This is a genomic window from Micrococcus sp. 63XJN7_8_ISO-PGPR-S23-253, assembly GCF_056173425.1.
In genome coordinates, this window is the sequence record NZ_CM149673.1 from 2,073,729 (window position 1) to 2,096,953 (window position 23,225).

Genomic DNA, 23,225 nt, shown 5'->3' on the forward strand with positions numbered 1-23,225 from the left:
CGGGGGTAGGTTCGGCCCATGAGCATCGACGCCGCCCCGCCCGAGGACGTGGGCACCGCCCCCACGGGCACGTCCCCCGCCCCCACGGGCACGTCCCCCGCCCCCGAGGCCCTCGAGGACTCCCTGCCGCACCCCTCGGACCCCTCCGTCACCCCGTTCCTCATGTTCGAGGGTGACGCCGGTGCGGCCATGGACGCCTACCTGACCGCGTTCGTGGAGCACCTGCCGGTCACCGAGGTCCGCCGCGACCTCTTCGACGACTCCTCCCCGCGCGGCGCCGCATGGGCGGGCAAGGTCCTGCACGGCGAGCTCGAGATCGCCGGCCAGCGGCTGCGGTTCTTCGACTCCTTCACCCCGCACGGGTTCACGTTCACCCCGGCCATCAGCCTGTTCGTCGAGCTGCCGGACGCCACCGCGGTGGACGCGATCCACGACGCGCTCCTCGCCGGCGGCGGCCGGGACTACATGCCGCCCGACGACTACGGCTTCTCCCGCCGCTTCGCGTGGGTCGGGGACCGCTTCGGCGTGACCTGGCAGCTCAACGCGGCCTGAGCCGGTGACGGCCCGTGCCTGAAGGCGACTCCCTCGTCCGCGTCGCGCACCGGCTCCGCCCCGTGCTCGAGGGCCGGGTCCTGACGCACGCGGATCTGCGCGTGCCCCGCCACGCCACCGCGGACCTGACCGGCTGGAGGGTGGCCGAGGTCCTGCCGCGCGCCAAGTACCTGCTGATGCGGCTGACCCCGCCCGCGGCCCGCCCCGGGGCCCGGCCGCTCACCCTGATCTCGCACCTGAAGATGGAGGGGCGCTGGCTCGTCTCGGCCGTCGACGCGCGGTGGGGCGCCCCCGCCTGGCAGGTGCGGGCGGTGCTGGAGACGGCGGAGCACCGCGTGCTCGGCGCCCAGCTGGGCCTGCTCACCCTCGTGCCCACCACTGACGAGGCCACCGTCCTCGGCCACCTCGGCCCCGACCTGCTGGACCCGGCCTGGGACACGCCCGACGACGGCGCCGCGCTGCTCGCCGAGGGCGTGCGGCGACTCACGGCCCGGCCCGAGCGGCCGGTCGGCCTGGCCCTGCTCGACCAGCGGCTCGTCTCCGGGATCGGCAACATCTACCGCTGCGAAGCCCTCCTGCTGGCCGGCATCGACCCGCACCGGCCGATCGGCGAGGTCGACGACGTCGCCAGACTCGTGCTGCTCGCCCGGGACCTGCTGCGCGCCAACGTCCCGCCCGCCGCCCCCGCCGCGGGCGCCCGGCGCCGGACCACGAACGTGCGTCCCAACCCGGGGCGACCCTTCGGGATCGAGGTGCTCGTCCCGGCCGGTCCGGCACCCGGCACGCCACCCGGCCGGACGGCCGGCGCGCGCGGCGGCGGGACGCCGTCGTACTGGGTCTACGGGCACGACCGCACCCCGTGCCTGCGCTGCCGCGGCCCCGTCCGCCAGGAGGACTACGGCTCCCCCGAGGACGACGCGCGGCGGCTGTGGTGGTGCCCGCACTGCCAGCGCTGAGCCGGACGCGCCCGAACGGTGGCCACGTGTCGTCCCCGCTCCCTACGCTGAACCCGCCCCGACCCGAGGAGGAGTCATGGCCGACCCGTTCCCCAAGGACCCGGAGGGTGCCGTCGTCGCGCTCGTGCTGGCCGGCGGTACCGGCGGCCGCCTCATGCCGCTCACCGCGGCCCGCGCCAAGCCGATGGTGCCGCTGGCGGGCCAGTACCGGCTGATCGACGTCGTGCTGTCCAACCTGGCCCACTCTCGCCTGCGGGACGTGTGGATCGTGGAGCAGTACCGCCCCTTCACGCTCAACCAGCACCTGGCCGGCGGCCGGCCGTGGGATCTCGACGGCACCCGCCACGGCCTGCGGCTCCTGCCTCCCGCGCAGGGCCGCGCCGAGGAGGGCTTCGCCCGCGGCAACGGCCACGCGATCGCCCAGCAGCTGCCGCTGCTGGAGCAGTTCGGCGCCGAGACCGTCGTCGTGCTCTCCGCGGACCACCTGTACCAGCTGGACCTGCGCCCCGTGCTGGCCGAGCACGCCCGCTCCGGCGCCGAGCTCACCGTGGTCACCACCGAGACGGACGAGGACCCCTCGCGCTTCGGCGTCGTGCAGGTGGACGACGACGGCGCCGTGACCGACTACGCCTACAAGCCGGAGGACCCGGCCGGCACGCTCGTGGCCACCGAGGTGTTCGTGTTCGACGTCGCCGCGCTCTCCGAGGTGGTCGGCGACCTCGTGGCGGGCGAGGACGAGGCGGCCACCAAGGACGAGGGCGAGACCGATGAGGACGGCGACCCCGTGGGCTCCTCCCTCGGCGACTACGGGGAGAGCATCATCCCGGCGTTCGTGGCGCGCGGACGCGTGCGGGAGCACCGCCTCGTCGGGTACTGGCGGGACATCGGCACCCTGGACGCGTACGTCCGCGCCCACCGGGAGATCCTCGAGGGCACCGGCCTGGACGTGGCCGCCGAGGGCTGGCCGCTGATCACCAACCCCCACCAGGCGCCGCCGGCGTGGGTGGCCCCGGACGCCCGCGTCTCCGGCTCGCTGCTCAGCCCGGGCTGCCGGATCGAGGGCGAGGTGTCGGACAGCGTGGTCGGCCCCGGGGTGGTCGTGGCGGCCGGCGCCACGGTGCGCGGCAGCCTCCTGCTCGGCGACTGCGAGATCCCCGCGGGCGCGGTGCTGGACACCGTGGTGGTCGACGTCGGCGGGGCGGTCCCGGCGCGCGAGGTGACGGGGCGCGCCGCGCCGGCCGAGGAGGTCGTGGTGCTCACCCCGCAGGACCGGGGCCCGGCCGAGGACGAGACCACCGGCTCCGGCCGGCCCGGCGGGTCGGACTGAGCGGCGCCGGTCGGACGCAGCCGCGCCGGGCTGGGAGGATGGACCCGTGGCCGTCCCCTCTCCCCTCCCCCCGCGCAACGGCGTCAACGCCACGCGCCTGCGTCTGCCCGCCGCCGGCTGGCCCACCGCGCAGGACTACGTGCTCCACCGGTTCGGTCACGTGGACCCGGACGGCATCCGCGCGCGCTTCGCCCGCGGCGAGGTCGTGGCGGCGGACGGCACCGCACTGACGCCGGCGACGCCGCTCGGCGTGCACGACGACCTCTGGTACTACCGGGACGTCCCCGATGAGGCCCCGCTGCCCGTGACGCACACGCTCCTGCACCGCGACGAGCACCTCGTGGTCATCCACAAGCCGCACTTCCTGCCCACCACCCCGGGCGGCCGCTTCGTCCAGGAGACCGCGCTGGTGCGGCTGCGCAACGAGCTCGGCCTCGATGACCTCGTGCCCCTGCACCGGCTCGACCGGGCGACGGCCGGCGTCGTGATGTTCTCCGCGAATCCGGCCACCCGCGGCGCCTACCACCTGCTGTTCGAGCGGCGTGCCGTGGCCAAGACCTACGAGGCCGTGGCGCTCCTGCCGGACGCCCCCGACGACGGCGCCCGCCGCCCCGGCGCCCCGGCCGACCCCGTCCTGGGGCGGTTCCCGCTGACCGTGCGCAGCCGGATCCGCAAGGACAAGGGGGTCCTGCGCTCCGTGGTGGAGGAGATCCCGCCGGCCGCGTCGGGGCGCCGGGCGGGCGCGCCGGTGCGGACCCGGCGGGCGAACCGGCCCCACGCCGGGGCGAACGCGGAGTCCCGGGTGGAGCTGCTGGGCGTCGGCGTCTCCGCCGGGACGCTGGCGGGGCGGCGCGTGGCGCACCTGCGGCTCACCCCGCGCACGGGCCGCACCCACCAGCTGCGCATCCACCTGGCCGCCCTGGGCCTGGGCATCGCGTTCGACCCGTTCTACCCGGACCTGCTCGACCTCGCCCCGGACGACGTCGCACGGCCCCTGCAGCTGCTCTCCCGGTCGCTGCGCTTCACGGACCCGGTGACGGGCGAGGAGCGGGAGTTCACCTCCCCCGCCGAGCTGCAGGAGCGACCGCGGTGACGGGCGGGGACCCGGCCGGCCTGCTGGACGCGCTCGGAGCGTGGTTCCACCCGCTCACCGCGCTGCTCGTGGCCCTGGACGCCCCGATCCCGCCCGTCCCGTCGGAGGTGGTGGTCATCGGCTCGGGCGCGCTCGCGGCGGAGGGCCGGGTCTCCCCCGTGGCCGCGGTGCTGGCGGCGTGGCTGGGCTGCTGGGCCGGGGACGTCGGCCTCTACGCGCTGTTCCGCCACGGCCTCGCCGACCGCCTGGACCGCTGGGCGTGGTGGCGGCGGATCCACCGGGGGATCCGGACTCTGCTGGTGCGGGTGGGCCCGGCGGGCAGCCTGGCGGGGCTGTCCGTGCTGCGGTTCGTCTCGGGCGGACGGACGGCGTCGATGGCGGCGGCCGGGATCGGCGGGATCCGCTGGCCCGTGTTCCTGTGGCTGTCCGGGGCGGGCTCGCTCGCGTGGTCCGGGTCCATGGTGGGGCTCGGCTGGATCACCGGCCGGGCCACCGGCCTGCCGTGGTGGGCGTCCGCGGTGGTCGGCATGGTGTTCGGTACCCTTGCAGGGTTGATGATCGCGGGGATCATGGCCCACCGTCGCCGGGGCCGGAAGGGGTGAGCATGCAGGACGCGTCCTCCGAGTCCCGCGCCGCCCTCGAGCGCCTCCGGGACGCCTCGGCGCCCCGTCCCGACGACGACGCGCCGCGTGCCCCCGCCGCGCGCCCCCGCCGCGCCATGGCCGCGCCCGGGGAGATCTCCCGCCGCGATCTGCGCCGTCACGAGCGCGCCCTGCGCTCGGGCCGACCCGAGACCGCCGCCGAGCGCCGCGTGCGCGAGGACCGCCGCGCGGATGTGCACCGCGCCATGGACCGCCTGCGCACTCCGGGCGCTCCCGCCCAGCAGCGCCCACGCCGCGACCTCAGCGAGATCCTGGACCGCCTCGGCAGCCCGGACCTCGCCCGTTTCACCGACCCGCTCGTCGGCACGGTCGAGCGCATCCTCCCCGCCCCGGGGCGGGACCCGGAGAAGGCCGCGGAGGCCGCACGCCGCCGCACTGCAGCCGAGGAGCGGCGGCGGGCCCGCCTGCGAGCCGGCCGGGAGCGCGCCGCCGAGGCCGCCCGTCGCCGGGCCACCGAGCATGAGCGGCTCGCCGCCGAGGCCGCCGCCGCCGTCCAAGCCCGCGACGCCGCCCGGGCTCGCGACGCCGCCGCCCTCCAGGCCCGCCTCGACGAGGAGGCCCGCCGGGCCCAGGCCGCGCGGGTGGCCCGCCGCCGCCGCGAGGAGGAGAAGCAGCGCCGTCGGCGTGAAGCGGAGCGGCGCCGTCGGGTGGCGGCCGAGGAGAAGGCCCGTGCCGCCGCCGAGGCGGAGGCCCGCCGCCGGGAGCAGGAGGAACGGCGCCGCCGGGAGGCGGAGGTCGCCGCCGAGCGCTCCCGCGTGCAGGCGGAGCGGCGGGCCCGCGAGGAGGCCGCGCTCGCCGAGCGGGAGCGGCTCCGGCTCGAGGCGGAGGCGGAGGCGGAGCGCCGTCGGCAGGCGGCCGAGGCCGAACGCCGTCGCCGGGAGGCCGAACGCGTCGAGGCCGAGCGGCGCCGTCGGGCCGAGGAGGCCGAGCGGCGCCGTCGCGAGGCGGAGGAGGCCGCCCGTCTCGAGGCCGAGCGACGTCGACGCCATGCCGCACGCGTCCGCGCCCACACCGTGCTGCACGCCGAACGCGCCCTCGCCCAGGCCCGGCTCCTCGAGGACCGAGCCCGGGAGGCCGAGCGCCGTGCGGCGGAGGACGCCGCCCGACGCCGTCGCGAGCACGAGGAGCGGGAGTCCCGCGCGCTCGCCCGGGCCGCGCGCGAGCTCGAGGGCCCCGAGGTCTTCCCGGCCGCAGCCGACCGGCCGCTGCTGTCCGACCCGGAGGAGCGGCTCACCGATGAGGAGCTGTTCGCCCGGGCCCGGGTGGCCCTGCCCGAGTGGCGGCGGCGGCAGCGACTGTCCACGAAGGCGCAGGCCGTCCGGGCCGAGGCCATCGCCCACTCCTCGGCGGGGCCGGTCACGGGCGCCCTGCCCTTGATCCCCGGCTACACCCCCGCTCCGCCCGAGGAGCCGGCCGGCTCACCGACCCCTGCGGACCGACGCGGCCAGGCGCTGCTGACCGTCGTGTGGGCGCTGTTCGTGCTCTCGAGCGCGTGGGGCCTCGGTCTGGCCGGGCGCGTCCCGGGACTCGGCGCGCTCGACGCCGGCGCCTACCCGTTCACCGCCGACGGCCGACACGGCCCCGGCGCGAGCGTGTTCGGGCTGTCCCCGCTGCACCCGGCGATCTGGCCGGTGCTGTGGCTGCTGACCGGGATGTACGTGCTCCGGCAGTGGGGGCGGGGCCAGGGCGCGTCGCCGCGGCACCGCCGCATCCGAGGGGCGGTCGCGGGGACCCTGCTGGCGCTGGCCCTGTGGTTCCCCCTGGCCGTCCTGGCCCCCGGGGGCCTCGACGTCGTCCCGTGGCTGCTCGCCCTGGTCCTGATGCTCCGTGTGGTCCGGCGCCTCGGCGCCCGTCCGGCGGCCCGCCGCCTCGCACGGGTGGCCGAGGACGGCGCGCTCGGCGTGCTGCTGGGCACCCTCCTCGCCGGTGCGCCCACCGCGGTGGGCGCCGCCCTCCACGCCTGGGGTGTGCACGTCGACGGGTTCCCGACCGAGCTGCTCGCCCTGCTGGTGCTGGTGGCCCTGCTGCTGGCGGCCCTGCGCCTCGTGCTCGGTGGGCGCGGCCGCATGGGTGTGGCCCTGGGCATGGCCTGGACCCTGCTCTGCCTCGCCCTGCCCCGCCTGCTGCCCAGCCCGCTCGGGGCACAGCAGAGCGCGTGGGTGGGCTTCGCGGCCGCCTTCGGGGCGCTGCTGCTGCTCACCGTCGCGGCCGTGCGCCGCTCCTGGGTCCGCCAGGTCGAGCGCGACGCCGCCCGCCGGCCGCACCCGGCCGGCGCCTGAGCCCGGCCCCGTTCAGCGCCCGGGCCCAGCGGGCACCGGGACCCACCGGCCGCCGTCGCGCCGGAGCACGTCCAGCCGGCCCGTCACGGCGACGCCGGACACCGCCTCCGCCATCCGCCGCGCCACCTCGGCGGCCTCGGCGTCCTCCCCGGCCCGGTGCGAGCCGGGCACCGTGAAGCGCAGCACGATCCGCGGGACGCGCGCCACGACCTCGATGTCCTTGGCCGCGAGCTCGTGCGTGGCCTGGACGGCCGCCTCGGCCAGGTCCATGACCTCTTCGGGCCGGTGGCCGGGCAGGAGGTCGCCGATCTGCAGGCGGGCGCGGTAGGAGGGCATGGGCCCAGGGTAGGGGCGGACGCAGCAACGGTGACGACGTCTCTCGTCGTGCGGGCCGGGCCCACCCTTCCGCCCGCGGCGGACGCGTGCCCTCCCGTGTCCGGACCCGCTCGTAGGGTGGGGTGCATGACTCAGACCGCCACCCCGCAGACCGACGCCCCCGCCGTGCCCGCGATCTTCGAACCGTTCGAGATCAACGGCGTGCGCGTGCGCAACCGCCTGATCCTGCCGCCGATGTGCCAGTACTCGTGCGAGGCGCGCGACGGCGTCCCGCACGGCTGGCAGTTCCAGCACCTGGGCGCCCGCGCGGCCGGCGGTTTCGGGATCGTGGTGGCCGAGGCCACCGCCGTCACGCCCGAGGGTCGCATCTCCCCGTGGGACACCGGCCTGTGGAACGACGAGCAGCAGGACGCGTGGGCGCCGATCGCCGCGTTCATCGCCTCCGAGGGTGCCCTGCCCGCCATCCAGCTGGGTCACGCCGGCGCCAAGGCCTCGACCGTCCCCATGCACCCGGGCGCGCCCGCCGGGCAGCCGATCCTGGAGGGCCCCGACTCCTGGGAGACCCTCTCCCCCTCCGGCGTGGCCACCAACTCCATGGAGATCCGCACCCACGCGATGCGGGTGGACGAGATCCGGGAGACCGTCCAGGCCTTCGCCGACGCTGCCGAGCGCGCCGACCGTGCCGGCTTCGGCGCCGTGCAGCTGCACGCCGCCCACGGCTACCTCATCCACCAGTTCCTCTCGCCGCTGACCAACACCCGGACCGACGAGTACGGCGGGGACTTCGAGGGCCGCACCCGCTTCCTCAAGGAGGTCGTGGCGGCCGTGCGCGAGGTGTGGCCCGCAGACAAGATCCTCGGCATCCGCATCTCCGGCTCGGACTGGGTCGAGGGCGGCTGGAGCATCGAGGAGACCGTCCGCCTGGCGCAGGAGCTGCAGGGACAGGTGCACTGGTTCGACCTGTCCTCCGCGGGCATCGGGGACACCTACGAGGGCCCCCAGGGCCCGGGCTATCAGGTGCCGCTGGCCACCGCCGTGAAGGAGGGCACCGAGGGGATCCTGGTGTCCGCCGTCGGCTCGCTGACCGGCGCCGAGGAGGTCGCAGCTGTGGTGGACGAGGACCGCGCCGACGCCGTCTGCGTGGGCCGCGCCGCCCTGGCGAACCCGAACTGGCCGACCGCGGCCGCCCTCGCGCTCGACGTCCCCTCGGAGCAGGTGCCGATGGCCCGGCAGTACTTCCGCGCCAAGTGGTGAGCGGAACACGCGGGACCCGGTGTGCCCCCGGCGCGGAACTCCGGTAGAACAGAACCATGAGCGTGCGCACCCCCGACCCGAATCCGGGCTGGCTGTCCGACGAGGACCTCTATGAGGCCCGGCGTCGGCTGCCCATGGTGTATGTGGAGGCCATCCCGGTACGGCTGGACTCCCTCGGCTACGTCACCGAGATCGGCCTGCTCTATGTGGCGGACGAGACCGGCACGTTCCAGCGGACGTTCGTCTCCGGCCGCGTCCAGTACCGGGAGACCATCCGCGCCGCGCTGATGCGCCACCTGGAGAAGGACCTCGGCCCCCTCGCCTTCCCGCAGCTGCCGCCGTCGGTGGTCCCCTGCACCGTCGCCGAGTACTTCCCGGCGCCGTCCGAGACCGGGCTGACGGACGACCGACAGCACGCCGTGGCCCTGGTCTACGTGGTGCCGGTGACGGGTGAGTGCCAGCCGCGCCAGAACGCGCTCGAGCTGACCTGGCTCACCCCCGAGGAGGCCCTCGGCGAGGACATCCAGGCCGAGTTCATCGGTGGCCGCGGGGACCTGGTGCGCCAGGCCCTCGCCCACGTGGGATGGGGGCGCTGAGCATGGCACCGGTCGTCGGCGGCTATCTCCGCCATCTGAAGTCCCAGGACGTGCAGCCCGGGGACAGCTTCCTGACCCGCCGCGGCGAGCCCGCCCCGCCCGTGGCCTCGACCCGGGTGATGCGGGACGACTTCGGCACCCCCGCGCTCGTGATCGCCACCCTCGAGGGCGGCCGCGAGGTCAAGATCGCGCACGGCTCCGTGATCCGGGTCCGAACGGACCGCCCGGAGGAGCGCAGGGCCGTCCCGGACACCACCTTTTCCCCCGTGGACGCGGGATCCCCCGAGGAGCGGATCGTCGCCGTCGGCAAGCGCCACCTCGAGGACACCGAGCTGACCGCCACCGCGGCCCGGCTCTCCCACGGGTTGAACCTGCGCTCCGGCTCCCAGCTGGAGGACGTGTTCGGCATGGCCGAGCGGCTCTACCTGCTGCACGAGGACACCGAGGGCACGCTCGCCACCCTGGGCCTGCTGACGAACCTGCCGTGGGACGGGGCCGTGGGGCGGTGGAAGTCCATCCAGGCCGCGCTGTCCCTGGCGTCGCTGATCCTGCGCGAGGAGGGCGAGCACATCGCCGCCGCCAACCTCGGTCGGCGCCTGCTCGAGGCGGACGAGGTCCCCTCCGAGCCGGGCCGGGCGGCCCGGGTGCTCGAGGTGCGCCAGCGTCAGCTCAACGAGCCGCCGCTCTACGACCGGGAGATCTCCCGCGCCCTGCAGGCCCGCGACGCCGAGGCCGAGTATCAGTGGCGCCGCGCCCGGTTCGACCAGCTGCTCTACCTGCGCGCCCGCGGTGGCTCCGAGACCCTCACGGACGGGGACCTGGACTCGCGGATCGCCCGTGAGCTCGGCACGCTGCGCACCCTCGCCGACGAGCTCGAGGCGAAGGCTGCGTCCCGGCGCTGACCCCGGTGACCCGCCCTCCGGGCTCCGGTTCGTGTGGCGCACCTCACTTTCCAGCCCCTGTCGGGGCTATGCTCCCGGCATGACCGGCTCCGCACCCGCCCAGCTCCGCCTCCTCCGCGCCACGGACGCGCCCGCCGTCCTGGCGGCTTTCCACGCGGGCACCGTCGGCATGGCCGATCCCGCAGAGGTCACCGACGAGGCCTCCGCCCGCGCCTACGTCGACGGACTGGTCCAGGCGGAGGGGACGGACGCCGTCGCCGTGGTGGAGCGCGGGACGGACACGCTGATCGGCCTGGTCGCCGTCGTGCGCGACGAGGCACATGGCACCGGCGCGCTCATCGCCTGGCTGCATCAGGGCTGGCGCGGGGACGCGATCATGTCGCGTGCGGCGACCACCGTGGCGGACGCCGAACTGGCCGATGGCGGGCTCGAGCGGATCGAACTGGCCCACCGGGCGGACAGCCCGACGGCGGGGGCCGTCGCCCGGGCCGCCGGGCTCCGTCACGAGGGCACGCAGCGCGGCCGCCTCCGCGCGGGCGGGCGGCGGCTCGACGTGCACCGCTACGGCCGGCTGGCCACGGACCCGCTGCCCGAGGAACGCGTCCGCCCCCTGCCGTGGGCCTCCGACGCCCACCCCTGGGCCGGCCGCTGACCGCGGCCCGCCCCCGACGACGCCCCACGACGCCGCCACGCCATCCCGGCCCGATGCCCCGCTAGTCTGCCGAGATGACCACCCCGACCGACGCCGTCCCGAACCCGCACCCACGGCCCTTCCTGCTCGTCCAGACGCGCCCCGAGGACGACGCCGCGGCCGCCGAGGTCGAGGCCGTCGAGCGGCTCGGCGGCTACCCGGAGGGCCGGCTGCGCGTGCTGCGCCTGGACCGCGCGGTGCAGCAGCCGGCCGCGGCCGACGGCCTGGACTGGGAGGCGGAGCTCGCGGACGTCGCCGCCGTGATCCTGCCCGGCAGCCCGTTCACGGGCACCGACCCCGAGGAGACCAAGTCCCCCGTGCAGCGCGCCGTGGAGGCGGAGCTGGGGCGGATGCTCGACGTCGTCCGGCGCCGAGACCTGCCGTTCCTCGGCTGCTGCTACGGCGTCGGCACGCTGGGCCGGCACGCCGGCGGCGTCGTGGACAACGCCTACGGCGAATCGGCCGCGCCCATCGAGGTCACGCTCACCGACGAAGGTGCCGCGGATCCGCTGCTGGCCGGGGTCCCGCGCAGGTTCGCGGCGTACGTCGGTCACAAGGAGGCGATGAGCGCGCTGCCGCCCGGCGCGGTGCTGCTCGCCGCGGGCGCCGACTGCCCCGTGCAGATGTTCCGGCTCGGCACCCGCCAGTACGCCACCCAGTTCCACCCGGAGCTGGACCAGGCCGGGATCCTCGAGCGCCTCGAGATCTACCGCGACCACGGGTACTTCGCCCCGGGCGAGTACGAGCCCACGGTGGCGGGGCTGGCCGCCGTCGACCCCGAGCACCCGCGCCGGATCCTGGTGAACTTCCGCACGCTGTTCGGCTGAGCCGCCCCTCGCGCCGAGGCCCGCCCGCGGCCATGCCGGGCCGGTCGTCTCGCCCGCCCCGCCCCGTCCCGCCCCTCCGTAGGGTGGGGCCATGAGCACCCCGACCTCGACCGCCCCCGGCCTGCCCTGGATCGACGGCCCCGCCGTGCGCGCCGCCCTGAGCCCGCGCGCCGCCGTCGACGCGCTGGAGGCGGCCCTCGCCGCCGGCCTGGACCCGGAGGCCGACGCCCCCCGCACCCGCGTGGCCACCGCCGCCGGGCAGCTGCTGCAGATGCCCTCGACGCGCGGGACCGAGGTCGGCACCAAGCTGCTCACCCTCACGCCGGACAACCCGGAGCGCGGACTGCCCGTCATCCAGGGCGTCTACGTGCTGTTCGGCGCCCCGGGCACCCCCGGCCAGGCACCACGGGCCGTGCTGGACTGCGTCGAGCTCACGGGCCTGCGCACCTCCGCGGTGTCCGCGCTCGGGGTGCGGCTGCTCGCGGACGCCTCGCCCCGGCACCTGGTCGTGTTCGGCACGGGCGTGCAGGCGTGGGAGCACGCGCTCACGCTCCAGGACGTGTTCGGGCTGGAGCGGGTGTCCGTGGTGGGCCGCGACGCCGGCCGGGCCGCCGCCCTGGCCGCGCGGATCACAGCGGAGCTGGGCGTGACCGCGAGCGCCGCGGGCCCGGAGGCCGTGGCGGAGGCGGACGTCGTGGTGACGTGCACGGCCGCGACGACCCCACTGTTCGACGGGACGCTCGTGCCGGAGCACGCGACGGTCGTGGCGATGGGCTCGCACACCACGGACGCCCGCGAGACCGACGACGCCCTGGCCCGCCGCGCGACCGTGGCGGTGGAGTCGCGGGACTCGGCCGCCCGCGAGGCCGGGGACGTCACCCTCGCGATCGACTCCGGCGCGCTGGCCGGGATCGAGGACACGGTGACGCTGACCGAGCTCGTGGCCGGGACCACGCGTCGTCGGGAGGGCGCGCCCGCCCTGCTCGTCACCACCGGCATGCCCTGGCAAGACCTGGTGGTGGCGAGCGCGGTGGCGCGGGAGGTGCTGGGCTGAGCCGGGGCGGCCCGCTCCGCTCGACGCCCGCGGCGGTGACCTCGGCCGTCACACCCAGCCGCGGCGCGCAGCCTGCACGCCCAGCTGGAACCGGCCTTCCGCACCCACCCGTCGGGCAAGGTCGGCCAGGCGCCGTTGCACCGTGCGGTGCGAGAGCCCGATGGCGCGGGCCATCGCCTCATCCGTCATCCCGGAGCTGAGCATCGCCACGAGCCGCCGTTCCACCTCGGTCAGGACGTCACCCCCGAGGCCGTCAGCCCCGTCGTCTCCGCCCCGGGCGACGTCGGCGATCGGCAGGGCCAGCTCCCACTGGAGTTCGAACAGCCGCACGAACGCGTCGACGAGCAGGGATCCCCGCACCACGAGGGCCTCCCCCTGGCCGGCCGCACCGGCCAGGCCGACGAGCGCGGCGTCGTCGTCGGCGATCAGCAGCTTGAACGGCAGCCGCGGCAGGATCCGGCCGGTCTCTCCGGGCGTCGAGCCGAGGTGTTCCCACCGGTCCGGCGGCTCGGCCTGCAGGGACCGCCCCTCGTAGACCACGCGCCACGGCACACCGCGCGTCCAGGAGCGGGATTGCGCGTCGTCCGGCAGGGAGCCGTCATGGAAGTAGGGGCCGCGGTCGAAGCCACGGACGAGCCGGCGCGCCTGCCGCGCGATCTGCACGCCCGCGCCGACGATCTCCGGCCCTCCGACCACCACCTCCACGGCGTCGCGGGCAGCCCCGGGACGCCGGTGGAACTCCGCCCGCAGCGTCTCCGCGGTCTCCCGCAGGGCATCCGCACGGGACTGGGCCCGGTGCGCCTCCGCCAGCAGGGGCCGGTGCGGGGGCAGTGCGGCGAGGGCCCCGTCGACGCCGCGGCGCACCAGGCCGAGCGCCTCCAGGCGGTCGACCGCGGCGGGGTCGAGGTCGGCGGCCAGAGTCTCGGGCCGGGCCAGGAGGGCGCGGAAGACGTCGACGTCCGCCGGGTCCAGCCCGGCGTGGCCCGCCATGTCCATGCGACCCCTCCCTTCCTGCCGGGCGAACGGCCTCGGTCACGGCCCGACGCGCAGAGCTCCCCCGGGGTGGCGGGATCACGCCATGGCATGTTCACGCTAGCGCACACCACCCTGTGACGGCTCTCACAGTGATGGGATGGCTCGAACGGCCCGCGGGCGGGCCGGCGCGGGTTCGAGGAAGCACCCCGCCCCCACCCGCGGGCCGGACCCACTCACCGAAGGGCTTTCCATGACTCACTCGCATTCCCGCCGCCAGCAGGCGCTCGGGATCACCTCTGCGCTCGCCCTGGTCCTGGCGGGCGCGGCCTCGGCCTCCGCCACAACCGACCCGGACGGCTCCGCCGTCGACGACGCTGTCGCCGCGGCCCCCGCGCCGACGCCGGATCCGGCGCAGCCGCGCACCGCCCCCGAGACGTTCGAAGACGGCGGCTACATCGTCCTGCTCGCCGAGCAGCCCGTGGCCTCCTATGACGGCGGCACCCCCGGGTTCGCCCCCACCAAGCCCGGCAAGGGCAAGGGCCGGGAGAACGGGTTCCAGCCGAAGAGCGCGAACGCCAAGGCGTACGCCGCCCACCTGAAGAAGAACCAGGACGCGACCCTGCGGCGCGCCGGCGCCGGTCCCGACACCCCGCACACCCGCTACACCACGGCCCTCAACGGCTTCGCGGGCACCTTCACGGCGGAGGAGGCCGCCGCCCTCTCGGCGGACCCGGCGGTGCTGGCCGTCGTCCCGGACGAGATCCGCCCGCTCGACACCGTCTCCTCCCCCGACGTCCTCGGACTCACCGGCAAGAAGGGCCTCTGGGCCCAGGTGGTGGGCAAGAAGACGCCCGCACAGGACGCCGGTCGCGGTGTCGTCGTGGGGATCGTGGACTCGGGGATCCGTCCGGAGGCGCCGTCCTTCCAGGACCAGGGGCACCCGGCCGCCCCTGCCGACTGGGTCGGCGGGTGCGAGACCGGTGATGAGGACGCGTTCGCCACCGACTCCTGCAACGACAAGCTGATCGGCGCGAAGTACTTCGTCAACGGCTTCGGCACGGGACGCCTGGCGCCGGTCGAGACCCTGTCCCCGCTGGACGCAGGCGGTCACGGCACCCACACCGCGTCCACCGCCGCGGGCAACTCCGGGGTGAGCGCCGTCGTCGACGGTGTCGAACGCGGCACGATCTCGGGCATGGCCCCCGGCGCCCACGTGGCCGCGTACAAGGCGTGCTGGGAGGGCGTGCCCTCCGGCGGCTGCGCCACGTCAGACACGGTCGCGGCGATCAACGCCGCCGTCGCCGACGGCGTGGACGTGCTCAACTACTCCATCTCCGGCACCACGACCAACGTGGTGGATCCGGTGGAGGTCGCGTTCATGCACGCCGCGAGCGCCGGCGTGTTCGTGGCCGCGTCCTCCGGCAACTCCGGGCCCACGGTCTCGACGACGGCGCACCCGTCCCCGTGGATCACGACGGTGGCCGCCTCCACCCATGCGGTCTACGAGCAGACCCTCGTCACCGGGGACGGTCAGCGCTTCATCGGCTCGTCCATCACCGCACCGCTCGAGGCGGAGACCCCGATGGTCTACGCCGGCGACGTCGCCGCGGCCGGTGCCACCTCTGCCTCGGCGGCCCTCTGCCTGCCCGGCACCCTCGACTCGGCGGCCACCGCGGGCAAGCTCGTGGTCTGCGACCGCGGCGAGAACGCCCGCGCCGAGAAGTCCCAGGTCGTCGCAGACGCCGGAGGCGCCGGCATGGCCCTCGTGAACGTGACCGACGCCGGGCTCAACGCGGATCTGCACGCGATCCCCGCCGTGCACCTGTCCCACACGGAGCGGGACCGGCTGCTCGCCTACGTGAAGACGGACCGCCCGACCGGCCGCATCCTGGCCACGAACGAGGGCACCGCGACCCGCGTGCCCGAGGTCGCCGGGTTCTCCTCGCGCGGGCCGTCGCTGGCGGCGAAGTCCGGCCTGCTCAAGCCGGACGTCTCGGCACCGGGCGTGGACGTCCTCGCGGCCTACTCGCCGGACAACGGCGGCGAGCGGTTCGCCTACTCCTCCGGCACCTCGATGTCCTCCCCGCACATCGCGGGCCTGGGAGCGCTTCTGAAGCAGGCGCGCCCGGATCTGAGCCCGATGGGCATCAAGTCCGCCCTGATGACGACGGCGCGCGACCACGCCTCGGCCACCTCGCCCTTCGCGGGCGGCGCCGGGTTCGTCGACCCGCTGAAGGCACTGGACCCGGGCCTGGTCTTCGACTCGGACCAGCAGGACTGGTACGACTACCTCGCCGGCCAGGGCATCGCGTGGTCGAACACGGGTGAGCCGGTCTCGGAGCACCCCATCCCGGCCGCCGAGCTGAACGTCCCCTCCCTGGCGATCAGTGAGCTGTACGGCTCGCAGACCGTCACCCGCACCCTGAAGAACGTGGGCGGCAACAACGGCACCTGGACCGCCCACGTGGAGGGGCTCCAGGGCCTCGACGTCGCCGTGTCCCCGAACGTCATCCGGCCGACGCGCGGCAGCGAGCAGGACGTGGCGATCACCGTCACCGCCGCAGGTGCGCCCGCGGGCCAGTGGGCCACCGGCCACGTGGTGTGGTCCGGCCCCGCCGGCAAGCAGGTGCGGATCCCCGTGGTGGTGCGCCCCGGCATCGCCGACGCACCGGCCGCGATCACCGTGGCCCGCGACGCGGACACGCTGGAGCTGCCCGTGGTCTCCGGCATCGACGGCACGCTGTCCACCCGCGTGAACGGGCTCGTGCGTGGTGACCAGTACACCGGCTCCACCGTGCGCCGCGCCGTGTTCGACGCCTCGGACGCGGCTCTCACCGCCCACGACTTCGCGTACCCGCGGGGCTACCCCAAGGTCCGCATCGAGGCGGAGGCCGCGAACCCGGACGTGGACCTGGACATCTACGTGACCAGCTCGTGGTCCAGCTACCCGGTGGCACGGTCGGTCACGCGCGGCACCGGAATGGAGGTGCTGGAGCAGTCGATCATCAGCTCGGCCCCGCAGCACAGGATCTACGTGGTGGCCAAGCCCGGCGCGGACCTGAAGGACTCCGACGCGCCGATCGACTACACCCTGCGCGTGTTCTTCCCGAAGGACGGAGACGCGGGGAACCTCGTGTTCGACCCGGCGTCCGCGGACGTGAAGCCCGGGGCGGAGCACGTCTTCCAGGGCACCCTGACCACGGACGGCACGAGCGTGTACCTGGGCACCGTGGACATCCTCCACGGCAGCACGGTCGTCGACTCCACGAAGATCCGCGTGGAGTGACCGGTCCCGGCGACGGCTGCCGGGCCTGAGGACGGGGCGGTCTCCCAGCGGAGGCCGCCCCGTCGTCGTCCGCACGCCCGCTCCGCCCGACGCCCGCGCACTACCCTGGGTCCCATGTCTGAGAGCCCCGCCGCCCCGACGCCGCAGCCCGCCTCCGGTGCCCCCGCGCATCCCTCGCAGTTCGGCTTCGAGGTGACGCACCGGCTGGAGACCGGCGGTGCGGACGGCGCCCCGCTCGGGCGCACCGGCGTGATCACCACGCCGCACGGGCGGATCCAGACGCCGGCGTTCATCCCCGTCGCGACGCAGGCCTCGGTGAAGGCCGTGCTGCCGGAGTCCATGGCGGAGCTCGGCGCGCAGGCGCTGCTGGCCAACGCGTATCACCTGTACCTGCAGCCCGGTGACGACCTCCTGGACGAGGCTGGCGGCCTCGGCGCGTTCATGAACTGGCCCGGGCCGACCTTCACGGACTCGGGCGGCTTCCAGGTGATGAGCCTCGGCTCGGGATTCAAGAAGGTCATCGACATGAAGGGCCCCGGCGCGCCCGAGGGGCAGGGCGCCGACGACGCCGTCGCCCCCGGCAAGGAGCGCCTGGCCAATGTCGACGACGACGGCGTCTGGTTCAAGTCCCACCTCACCGGGGACCGGCACCGGTTCACCCCCGAGGTGTCCGTGGGCATCCAGCACAACCTCGGCGCGGACATCATGTTCGCCTTCGACGAGCTGACCACCCTGCACAACTCCCGCGGCTACCAGGAGGAGGCGCTCGAGCGCACCCGTCGCTGGGCCCAGCGCTGCCTCGACGAGCACGCCCGCCTCACCGGGGTGCGCGCGGCGCGGCCGTACCAGGCGCTGTTCGGCGTGATCCAGGGGGCCCAGTACGAGGACCTGCGCCGCAAGGCCTGCCGTGACCTCGCGGCGATGCGGGCCGAGTTCCCGGCCGCGGGGGAGCTCGACGGCGTGGCCTCCGGCTTCGACGGCTACGGCGTCGGCGGGGCCCTGGAGAAGGAGAACCTCGGGACCATCGTGGGCTGGTGCGCGCAGGAGCTGCCCGAGGACAAGCCGCGCCACCTGCTGGGCATCTCCGAGCCCGACGACCTGTTCACCGCCGTCGAGAACGGCGCCGACACCTTCGACTGCGTCTCCCCCACCCGGGTGGCCCGCACCGGCGCGTTCTACACCCGCGACGGGCGCTACAACCTGCCCGGGGCGAAGTACCGCCGCGACTTCGGGCCGCTGGATCCCGAGTGCGACTGCTACACGTGCGCCCACTACTCCCGCGCGTACCTGCGGCACCTGTTCAAGGCGAAGGAGATGGTGGCGCACACGCTCCTCTCCATCCACAACGAGCGGTTCACGGTCTCGCTCGTGGACCGGATCCGCGCGGCCATGCAGGACGGCACGCTCGCGGAGCTCAAGGCCGAGACCCTCGGCCGGTACTACGCCCCGAAGGGCTGAGCGGTGCTGGGTGCGCCGGCACGCTGCGACGGGCGCGAGCCAGACGTTTCTGCTGTTCTGAGGGGGCTGTCACGGCCGATTCGTCTGGCTCAGCGCCGCCCGGACGCTTGGGGGATGTGAGCCAGACGATTCAGCGGCTCCTGCACAGGGCCGCCGGCCCGGCTCGCCCTCCACGGCCCTCGCGGTCGCGGCACCGGGTCCGCCCGTGGAAGGGGACGCTGGCGGCATGGTCGCCCCTCCTCCGCACGACGACGACGCCCTCAGCCCCGTCTTCCCGGTCGCCGCGGGGCTGCAGGCTGGTCTGACGGCCTCGCAGCTGCGCGGCCCCCGGTTCGACGCCCCGCACCACGGGCTGCGGCACACCGCCGGGGGTCAGCCCTCACTGGCCGACGTCGTCCGCGCCCTCCAGCGGACGAACCCCGGCACCGCGGCCACCCACGCCACCGCCGCTCGCCTCTGGGGGATGTGGCTGCCGCGGCAGTGGGAGCGCGGCCCCATCCATCTGGCGCGCACGCGGGCCGAAGGCGGGGCGCCGCGCCGCAGCGGCGTCGTCGGGCATGAGCTGCACCCGCAGGACCCCGTGCTGGTGCGTGCCGGGGTGCGGATCACGACGCCGGCCGCCACCTGGGCGGCGCTGGCGCAGCTGGGTCTGCCGTTGGCCGACGTCGTCGCCGCCGGGGACAGCCTGCTGCAACGGGCTGACGGCCCGGCGGGCCGGCGTCACCCCGGCGAGCATCCACGGTGCACCGTGCGTGATCTGGAGGCGGAGGTGCTCCGGGTGCGCGGGAGGCGAGGGACGCGGACCTTGCGGGCGGCCCTGCCGCTGCTCAGGGACGGCGCGGATTCGAGGGCCGAGACGCTCCTGCGACTGGCGCTGACCGACGCGGGCGTGCCGGAGCCGGAGGTGAATCCGCTGCTTCTGCTGCGTGACGGGTCCACCGTCCGGCCGGACCTGGTGTGGCGGGAGGCCCGCGTCTGCGTGCAGTACGAGGGCGATCATCACCGGACGGACCCGCAGCAGTGGCGCCGTGACATCGAGCGCGACCGCCGGATGCAGGCCGAGGGGTGGATCGTGCTGCGCGTGGCCGCCAGCGTCTTCACCCAGCGCGGCCTCGACGCCCTGCTGCGCGACCTCGCCGCCCACCTGCGGCTCCCTCTGCCTGCGTGAGCCAGACGAATCGGCCGCCGAGCCAGACGAATCGGCGGCCGGGGGGCGTGCGTACCAGCAGAAATCTCTGGCTCACGCCGCCCCCGCTCGCGTCATCTCACACGAACGCGCCGGTCCCCGTGATCTCGCGGCCGATGATCAGCCCCTGCACGGTCTCGGTGCCCTCGTAGGTGTGGATCGCCTCGATGTCCGCGAAGTGGCGGGCCACCTCGTTCTGGATGAGGATGCCGTTGCCACCGAGCAGGTCGCGCGCGTTCGCGGCGATGGACCGCGCGGCCCGCGTCGCCGAGTACTTGGCCATGGACGCCATCGGCCCGGTGAGCCGGCCCTCGTCCTCGAGCCGGGTCGCACGGAGCACGAGCAGCTGCACCTGGGTGAGCTGGGAGAGCATCTCGGCCAGGCGGGTCTGCACGCTCTGGGCGGCGGCCAGCGGTCGGCCGAACTGGACGCGCTGCCCCGCGTAGTGCACCGCCGCCTCGTAGCAGCCCACGGCCTTCCCGAGGGCGGACCACGCGACCCCCACGCGCGTGGCGAAGAGGACGCGGGAGGTGTCCTTGAAGGAGCGGGCCTCGGGCAGGACGTCGGCGTCGGGCACGAACACGCCGTCGAGGGTGATGTGGGCCTGGTCGATAGCCCGCAGCGCGACCTTGCCCTTGATGACCTCGGCCGTGTAGCCCTCGGACTCCTGGCGCACGATGAACCCGCGGACCTTCTCGTCCTCGGCGCTGCGCGCCCACACCACGGTCACCCCGCCGGCGGCCCCGTTGCCGATCCACTTCTTGTGCCCGTGCAGCCGCCAGCCGCCGTCGACGCGCTCGGCGCGGGTCTCCAGCGAGACGGAGTCGGAGCCGTGGGTCGGCTCCGTGAGCGCGAAGGCGCCGTAGAGCTCGCCGCGCGCCATGGCCGGCAGGTGCTCGGCACGCTGCTCCTCGCTGCCGCACAGCTGGATCGAGCGCATGGCCAGACCGCCCTGCACGCCCGTCATCGTGGCGATCGAGCCGTCCAGGCGCGAGAGCTCCATCATGGCCAGGCCCGCGGCAACGCGGGAGACGTCGGGCAGCCCGTCCACGGGGACGCCGTCGCGCAGCAGGTCGGCCTGGCCCAGGCGGGCCACGAGGTCGAGCGGGTACTCGTGACGGTCCCACGCCTCCCGGATCCGGGGCAGCACGTCCGGCTCGAGCGCGAAGGCGCGGGCCCGACGCCACACGTCCTTCTCGGCGTCGGAGACGTCCGCGAGCGCGAGGTAGAAGTCGGTGTCCAGCGGCGTGGCGACGTCGTACTCGGGCTCGACGGTGGGCAGGGTCTCGGTCATGGTGGCCTCCCGGGCGGGGTCGGAGAGATGGGTGTGTCCGTCATCACCCTACACCGGCTGACACGCCATCTCACAGAATCAGACGCAGTCTCACCCCCCTCTCCGCGCCCGTGGCACCATGGCCCGCATGACGACGCCCGCCGAGGACACTCTCACCGCCCTGATCCACCTCCTGGACCGCGAGGGCTACGACGCCGTCACGGCCGACCAGCTTGCCCGCCAGGCCGGCATGAGCCGGGCCAGCTTCTTCCGCCACCTCGGAGGGAAGGAGGAGGTGGTCTTCGCCGACCACGCGGCGCTGCTCGCCCGCCTAAACGACTTCCTGCGCGGCACCTCCCTCGGCGTGCGGGAGGCCCTCGAGGAGGCGGTCCTCCAGGTCTTCCGGCATCACACCGCCGATCCGGACCGGGCCCGGGCGCGCTCCCGCCTGCTGCGCGGCTCCCAGTCGCTGCGCACGCGCGAGCTGCTCACCTCGCACCGCTACACGGAGCTGTTCTCCGGCTGGCTCGCCACGGCCCTGCCGGACACGCCCGCGCGCGGCGGGATCGCCGTCGGGCTGGCGGCGGCCGTGGTGGCCGTCCACAACCGCGCCCTGCGGGCGTGGCTCCACGCCCCGGCCGACGACGCCGAGGCCGGCCTGCGCACGGACCTCGCGGAGGTCATCGCGCGGCTCACGGCCGAGCCGGCCGAGGCCGAGCGGACGCTCGCCGCCGTGCGCCGGCTCCTGGGCTGAGACCGGGCTCTCAGCGGCCGGCGACCTGCGCGTTCTCCGCCCCGAACGCGGGCGGGTACCGGAACTCGCCGGCGGGCACCTCGGCCCCGTCCTGGAGCGTGAGGACCTGCAGGGCCTCGGGCTGCCGGGCGAAGGCCGCGTGCACGCCGTGCTCGGAGGCCCGGTGGAAGCCGAACTTCGCGTAGTACTCGGGCCAGCCGTAGACCACCACGACCTCCTCGCCGTCGGCCTGCGCCTTCTGCAGCAGGGCGTTGACCAGCGCGGTGCCGGCGCCCTCGCCCTGGTGCTCGGGCAGGACGCCGTGCGGGGCGAGGGCGAGCACCTCGGCGTCGTCGATGTGGGCCCGGACCAGGGTGCCGTAGCCCATCGGGTCCGACTGCAGGTCCGTGCCCGGGATCGCGGCGGTCATGGCCACGAGGGAGTACTGGGGCAGCCAGCCCTCCGCGCCGCCGGCGAGCTCCTCGACGAGGTCGGCCTCGGCCGTGGACTCGAAGGCCAGCTCGGCGATCTGGCGGACGGCGCGGCGGTCCGCCGGATCGTCGTGATCGGCCTCGCGGGTGGACCAGCGGTGGCCGAGATCCTGGCCGGCGGGGACGTGGGCGGCGCGGTGGCCGGGGGTCTGGGTGCTGTTCTGCTCGGCGCTCATGCGCTCACCGTAGCCAGGGTGTGACCCCGGACACAGGGACGGCGCCCTGCGTCACGCTCGTGACGCGGGCGCCGTCGCCTCCTCCGGCCGGAGGCGGGCTCAGTCGATCTGCAGCTCGCCCATCGGGCCGAAGCCCTCCACGCCGACCTGCTCGGAGATGATCTGGGGCGTGCTCGCCAGCAGCGGACGCATCGCGTCCAGGCCCTCCTGGAAGTGTGGGGACGCCACGTGGGCCTGCGCACCCTCGTCCGTGAACCCCTCGAGCAGGAAGTACTCGTTGGGGCCCCCCTCCACCGGGCGGTACCACTCGAAGAACAGGTTGCCGGGCTCGGAACGCACGTCCGCGGTGTACTTCGCGACGGCGTCCATCCACTCGTCGGCACGCTCGGGCTGGACGGTGAACTTCAGGTTGATGAGGATCATGCGCTCCATTCTGGCCCACCCGGGACGGCCGCGGCACGGCCTCGCGTCCGCCGGTCGCGGAACCGCCGGGCCAGCAGCCACAGGCCCACGACGACGGCGACCACCAGCACGGCGACCAGCACCGGCAGGAACAGCGCGGCCGCCACGAGGCCGGCCGCCGAGACGTCCTCGGCCGCCGAGAGCACGGGCGCGGCGGCCCCGACCGTGACCGTGTTGGCGCCCACGCGGGTGCCGGCCTTGGCCAGGTGCACCGCGAGCGCGATGCCCGCGCCGGTGATCACCGGCACCCAGCCGGACCCGGCGAAGAGGGTGCCGGGGTCGTGGACCGCCGTCGTCTCGGTGCCGACGCCGGAGGCGAACACGATGCCGCCGGCCGCGGGGCGCACGACCGTCTGGACGGCGTCGTTGACCGCGTCCACCCCGGGGATCTTGTCCGCGACGAGTTCGAGCGCGAGCAGGACGCCCAGGATCCAGAGGGAGGCGTCGGCGGAGAGCCACGCCCAGCCTGCGGGCAGGTCGACGAGCCCCGTGAACCGGTCCAGCAGACCCAGGGCGAGCAGGGGGATGTAGGCGTTGAGCCCGGCCGAGGTGGCCAGGCCCGTGCCGGTGAGGAACTCGAGCACGTCCGTCCCCTTCCTTCGCAGGTCCCTCGGGGCGCCCGGGCGGACGCTCCGGGTCCGAGGACCCTCGCTCCC

The 23,225-nt window shown here is 75.3% G+C and carries 22 protein-coding genes; 16 read left to right on the plus strand and 6 right to left on the minus strand.

The genetic code is table 11. The annotated features are described in order from the left end of the window. Window positions 1-18: 18 nt before the first annotated feature. From AC0VX4_RS09515 to AC0VX4_RS09540, 6 genes are all read left to right on the plus strand, one after another. Entirely contained in the window at window positions 19-552 is a 534-nt protein-coding gene (locus tag AC0VX4_RS09515) for a VOC family protein (protein WP_475464305.1), read from the plus strand. Window positions 553-566: 14 nt separating this feature from the next. Next, window positions 567-1,508 carry a DNA-formamidopyrimidine glycosylase family protein gene (locus AC0VX4_RS09520; RefSeq protein ID WP_475464306.1) on the plus strand — a complete coding sequence of 314 codons (942 nt, stop codon included), beginning with the start codon at window positions 567-569 and terminating at the stop codon, window positions 1,506-1,508. 76 nt (window positions 1,509-1,584) lie between these two features. Continuing rightward, entirely contained in the window at window positions 1,585-2,835 is a 1,251-nt protein-coding gene (locus AC0VX4_RS09525; protein WP_475464307.1) for a glucose-1-phosphate adenylyltransferase family protein, read from the plus strand. A gap of 46 nt (window positions 2,836-2,881) precedes the next feature. Next, window positions 2,882-3,928, plus strand: coding sequence for a pseudouridine synthase (locus AC0VX4_RS09530; protein WP_475464308.1), 1,047 nt, complete (start codon window positions 2,882-2,884; stop codon window positions 3,926-3,928). Further along, the gene (locus AC0VX4_RS09535) at window positions 3,925-4,530 is read left to right on the plus strand and encodes a DedA family protein (RefSeq protein ID WP_065572909.1); all 606 of its coding nucleotides are present in this window, start codon (window positions 3,925-3,927) and stop codon (window positions 4,528-4,530) included. The genes AC0VX4_RS09530 and AC0VX4_RS09535 overlap by 4 nt, the downstream gene beginning before the upstream one ends. Before the next feature lie 2 nt (window positions 4,531-4,532). After that, entirely contained in the window at window positions 4,533-6,869 is a 2,337-nt protein-coding gene (locus tag AC0VX4_RS09540) for a hypothetical protein (RefSeq protein ID WP_475464309.1), read from the plus strand. A 12-nt stretch (window positions 6,870-6,881) separates the two neighbouring features. Here the strand turns inward: AC0VX4_RS09540 and AC0VX4_RS09545 are convergent, their stop codons facing one another. After that, window positions 6,882-7,205, minus strand: coding sequence for a hypothetical protein (locus AC0VX4_RS09545; protein WP_065572907.1), 324 nt, complete (start codon window positions 7,203-7,205; stop codon window positions 6,882-6,884). Window positions 7,206-7,331: 126 nt separating this feature from the next. On the opposite strand from AC0VX4_RS09545, the gene AC0VX4_RS09550 reads away from it, so the two are divergent. From AC0VX4_RS09550 to AC0VX4_RS09575, 6 genes are all read left to right on the plus strand, one after another. Continuing rightward, a complete protein-coding gene (locus AC0VX4_RS09550; protein ID WP_475464310.1) occupies window positions 7,332-8,459 on the plus strand; it encodes an oxidoreductase in 1,128 nt (375 codons plus the stop codon). A gap of 56 nt (window positions 8,460-8,515) precedes the next feature. Continuing rightward, window positions 8,516-9,055: an NUDIX hydrolase family protein gene (locus AC0VX4_RS09555; protein ID WP_036316089.1), complete on the plus strand. Its 540-nt coding sequence runs from the start codon at window positions 8,516-8,518 to the stop codon at window positions 9,053-9,055. Window positions 9,056-9,057: 2 nt separating this feature from the next. Further along, the gene (locus tag AC0VX4_RS09560) at window positions 9,058-9,957 is read left to right on the plus strand and encodes a DUF6707 family protein (protein WP_240008963.1); all 900 of its coding nucleotides are present in this window, start codon (window positions 9,058-9,060) and stop codon (window positions 9,955-9,957) included. A gap of 79 nt (window positions 9,958-10,036) precedes the next feature. After that, complete coding sequence (locus tag AC0VX4_RS09565; RefSeq protein ID WP_475464311.1) at window positions 10,037-10,609, plus strand: GNAT family N-acetyltransferase; 573 nt, start codon at window positions 10,037-10,039, stop codon at window positions 10,607-10,609. Between the two features lie 74 nt (window positions 10,610-10,683). Continuing rightward, on the plus strand, window positions 10,684-11,475 hold the full coding sequence (locus AC0VX4_RS09570; protein WP_475464312.1) for a glutamine amidotransferase: 792 nt from the start codon (window positions 10,684-10,686) through the stop codon (window positions 11,473-11,475). A 91-nt stretch (window positions 11,476-11,566) separates the two neighbouring features. Next, on the plus strand, window positions 11,567-12,529 hold the full coding sequence (locus AC0VX4_RS09575) for an ornithine cyclodeaminase family protein (RefSeq protein ID WP_475464313.1): 963 nt from the start codon (window positions 11,567-11,569) through the stop codon (window positions 12,527-12,529). Window positions 12,530-12,577: 48 nt separating this feature from the next. On the opposite strand, the gene AC0VX4_RS09580 is transcribed toward AC0VX4_RS09575, so the two are convergent. Next, window positions 12,578-13,525, minus strand: coding sequence for a helix-turn-helix domain-containing protein (locus tag AC0VX4_RS09580; protein WP_102708197.1), 948 nt, complete (start codon window positions 13,523-13,525; stop codon window positions 12,578-12,580). A 229-nt stretch (window positions 13,526-13,754) separates the two neighbouring features. On the opposite strand from AC0VX4_RS09580, the gene AC0VX4_RS09585 reads away from it, so the two are divergent. The 3 genes from AC0VX4_RS09585 (at window position 13,755) to AC0VX4_RS09595 (ending at window position 19,416) form a co-directional block, all read left to right on the plus strand. Then, window positions 13,755-16,790, plus strand: a complete 3,036-nt coding sequence (locus AC0VX4_RS09585) for a S8 family peptidase (protein ID WP_102708198.1) — start codon at window positions 13,755-13,757, stop codon at window positions 16,788-16,790. 114 nt (window positions 16,791-16,904) lie between these two features. Beyond that, on the plus strand, window positions 16,905-18,248 hold the full coding sequence (tgt, locus tag AC0VX4_RS09590; RefSeq protein WP_475464314.1) for a tRNA guanosine(34) transglycosylase Tgt: 1,344 nt from the start codon (window positions 16,905-16,907) through the stop codon (window positions 18,246-18,248). Window positions 18,249-18,474: 226 nt separating this feature from the next. Then, window positions 18,475-19,416, plus strand: a complete 942-nt coding sequence (locus AC0VX4_RS09595; RefSeq protein ID WP_475464315.1) for an endonuclease domain-containing protein — start codon at window positions 18,475-18,477, stop codon at window positions 19,414-19,416. A gap of 97 nt (window positions 19,417-19,513) precedes the next feature. On the opposite strand, the gene AC0VX4_RS09600 is transcribed toward AC0VX4_RS09595, so the two are convergent. After that, window positions 19,514-20,728 (minus strand): acyl-CoA dehydrogenase family protein, encoded by a 1,215-nt coding sequence (locus AC0VX4_RS09600; protein WP_098471159.1) that lies wholly within the window; start codon window positions 20,726-20,728, stop codon window positions 19,514-19,516. Window positions 20,729-20,855: 127 nt separating this feature from the next. On the opposite strand from AC0VX4_RS09600, the gene AC0VX4_RS09605 reads away from it, so the two are divergent. After that, the gene (locus tag AC0VX4_RS09605) at window positions 20,856-21,461 is read left to right on the plus strand and encodes a TetR/AcrR family transcriptional regulator (protein ID WP_049161321.1); all 606 of its coding nucleotides are present in this window, start codon (window positions 20,856-20,858) and stop codon (window positions 21,459-21,461) included. A 10-nt stretch (window positions 21,462-21,471) separates the two neighbouring features. Here AC0VX4_RS09605 and AC0VX4_RS09610 read toward each other — a convergent pair whose 3' ends face one another. The 3 genes from AC0VX4_RS09610 to AC0VX4_RS09620 form a co-directional block, all read right to left on the minus strand. After that, window positions 21,472-22,107 carry a GNAT family N-acetyltransferase gene (locus AC0VX4_RS09610; RefSeq protein ID WP_049161301.1) on the minus strand — a complete coding sequence of 212 codons (636 nt, stop codon included), beginning with the start codon at window positions 22,105-22,107 and terminating at the stop codon, window positions 21,472-21,474. A 99-nt stretch (window positions 22,108-22,206) separates the two neighbouring features. Further along, window positions 22,207-22,530 carry a putative quinol monooxygenase gene (locus tag AC0VX4_RS09615; RefSeq protein WP_002856700.1) on the minus strand — a complete coding sequence of 108 codons (324 nt, stop codon included), beginning with the start codon at window positions 22,528-22,530 and terminating at the stop codon, window positions 22,207-22,209. Beyond that, on the minus strand, window positions 22,527-23,153 hold the full coding sequence (locus AC0VX4_RS09620) for a DUF4126 domain-containing protein (protein WP_475464316.1): 627 nt from the start codon (window positions 23,151-23,153) through the stop codon (window positions 22,527-22,529). The genes AC0VX4_RS09615 and AC0VX4_RS09620 overlap by 4 nt, the downstream gene beginning before the upstream one ends. Window positions 23,154-23,225 lie beyond the last annotated feature (72 nt).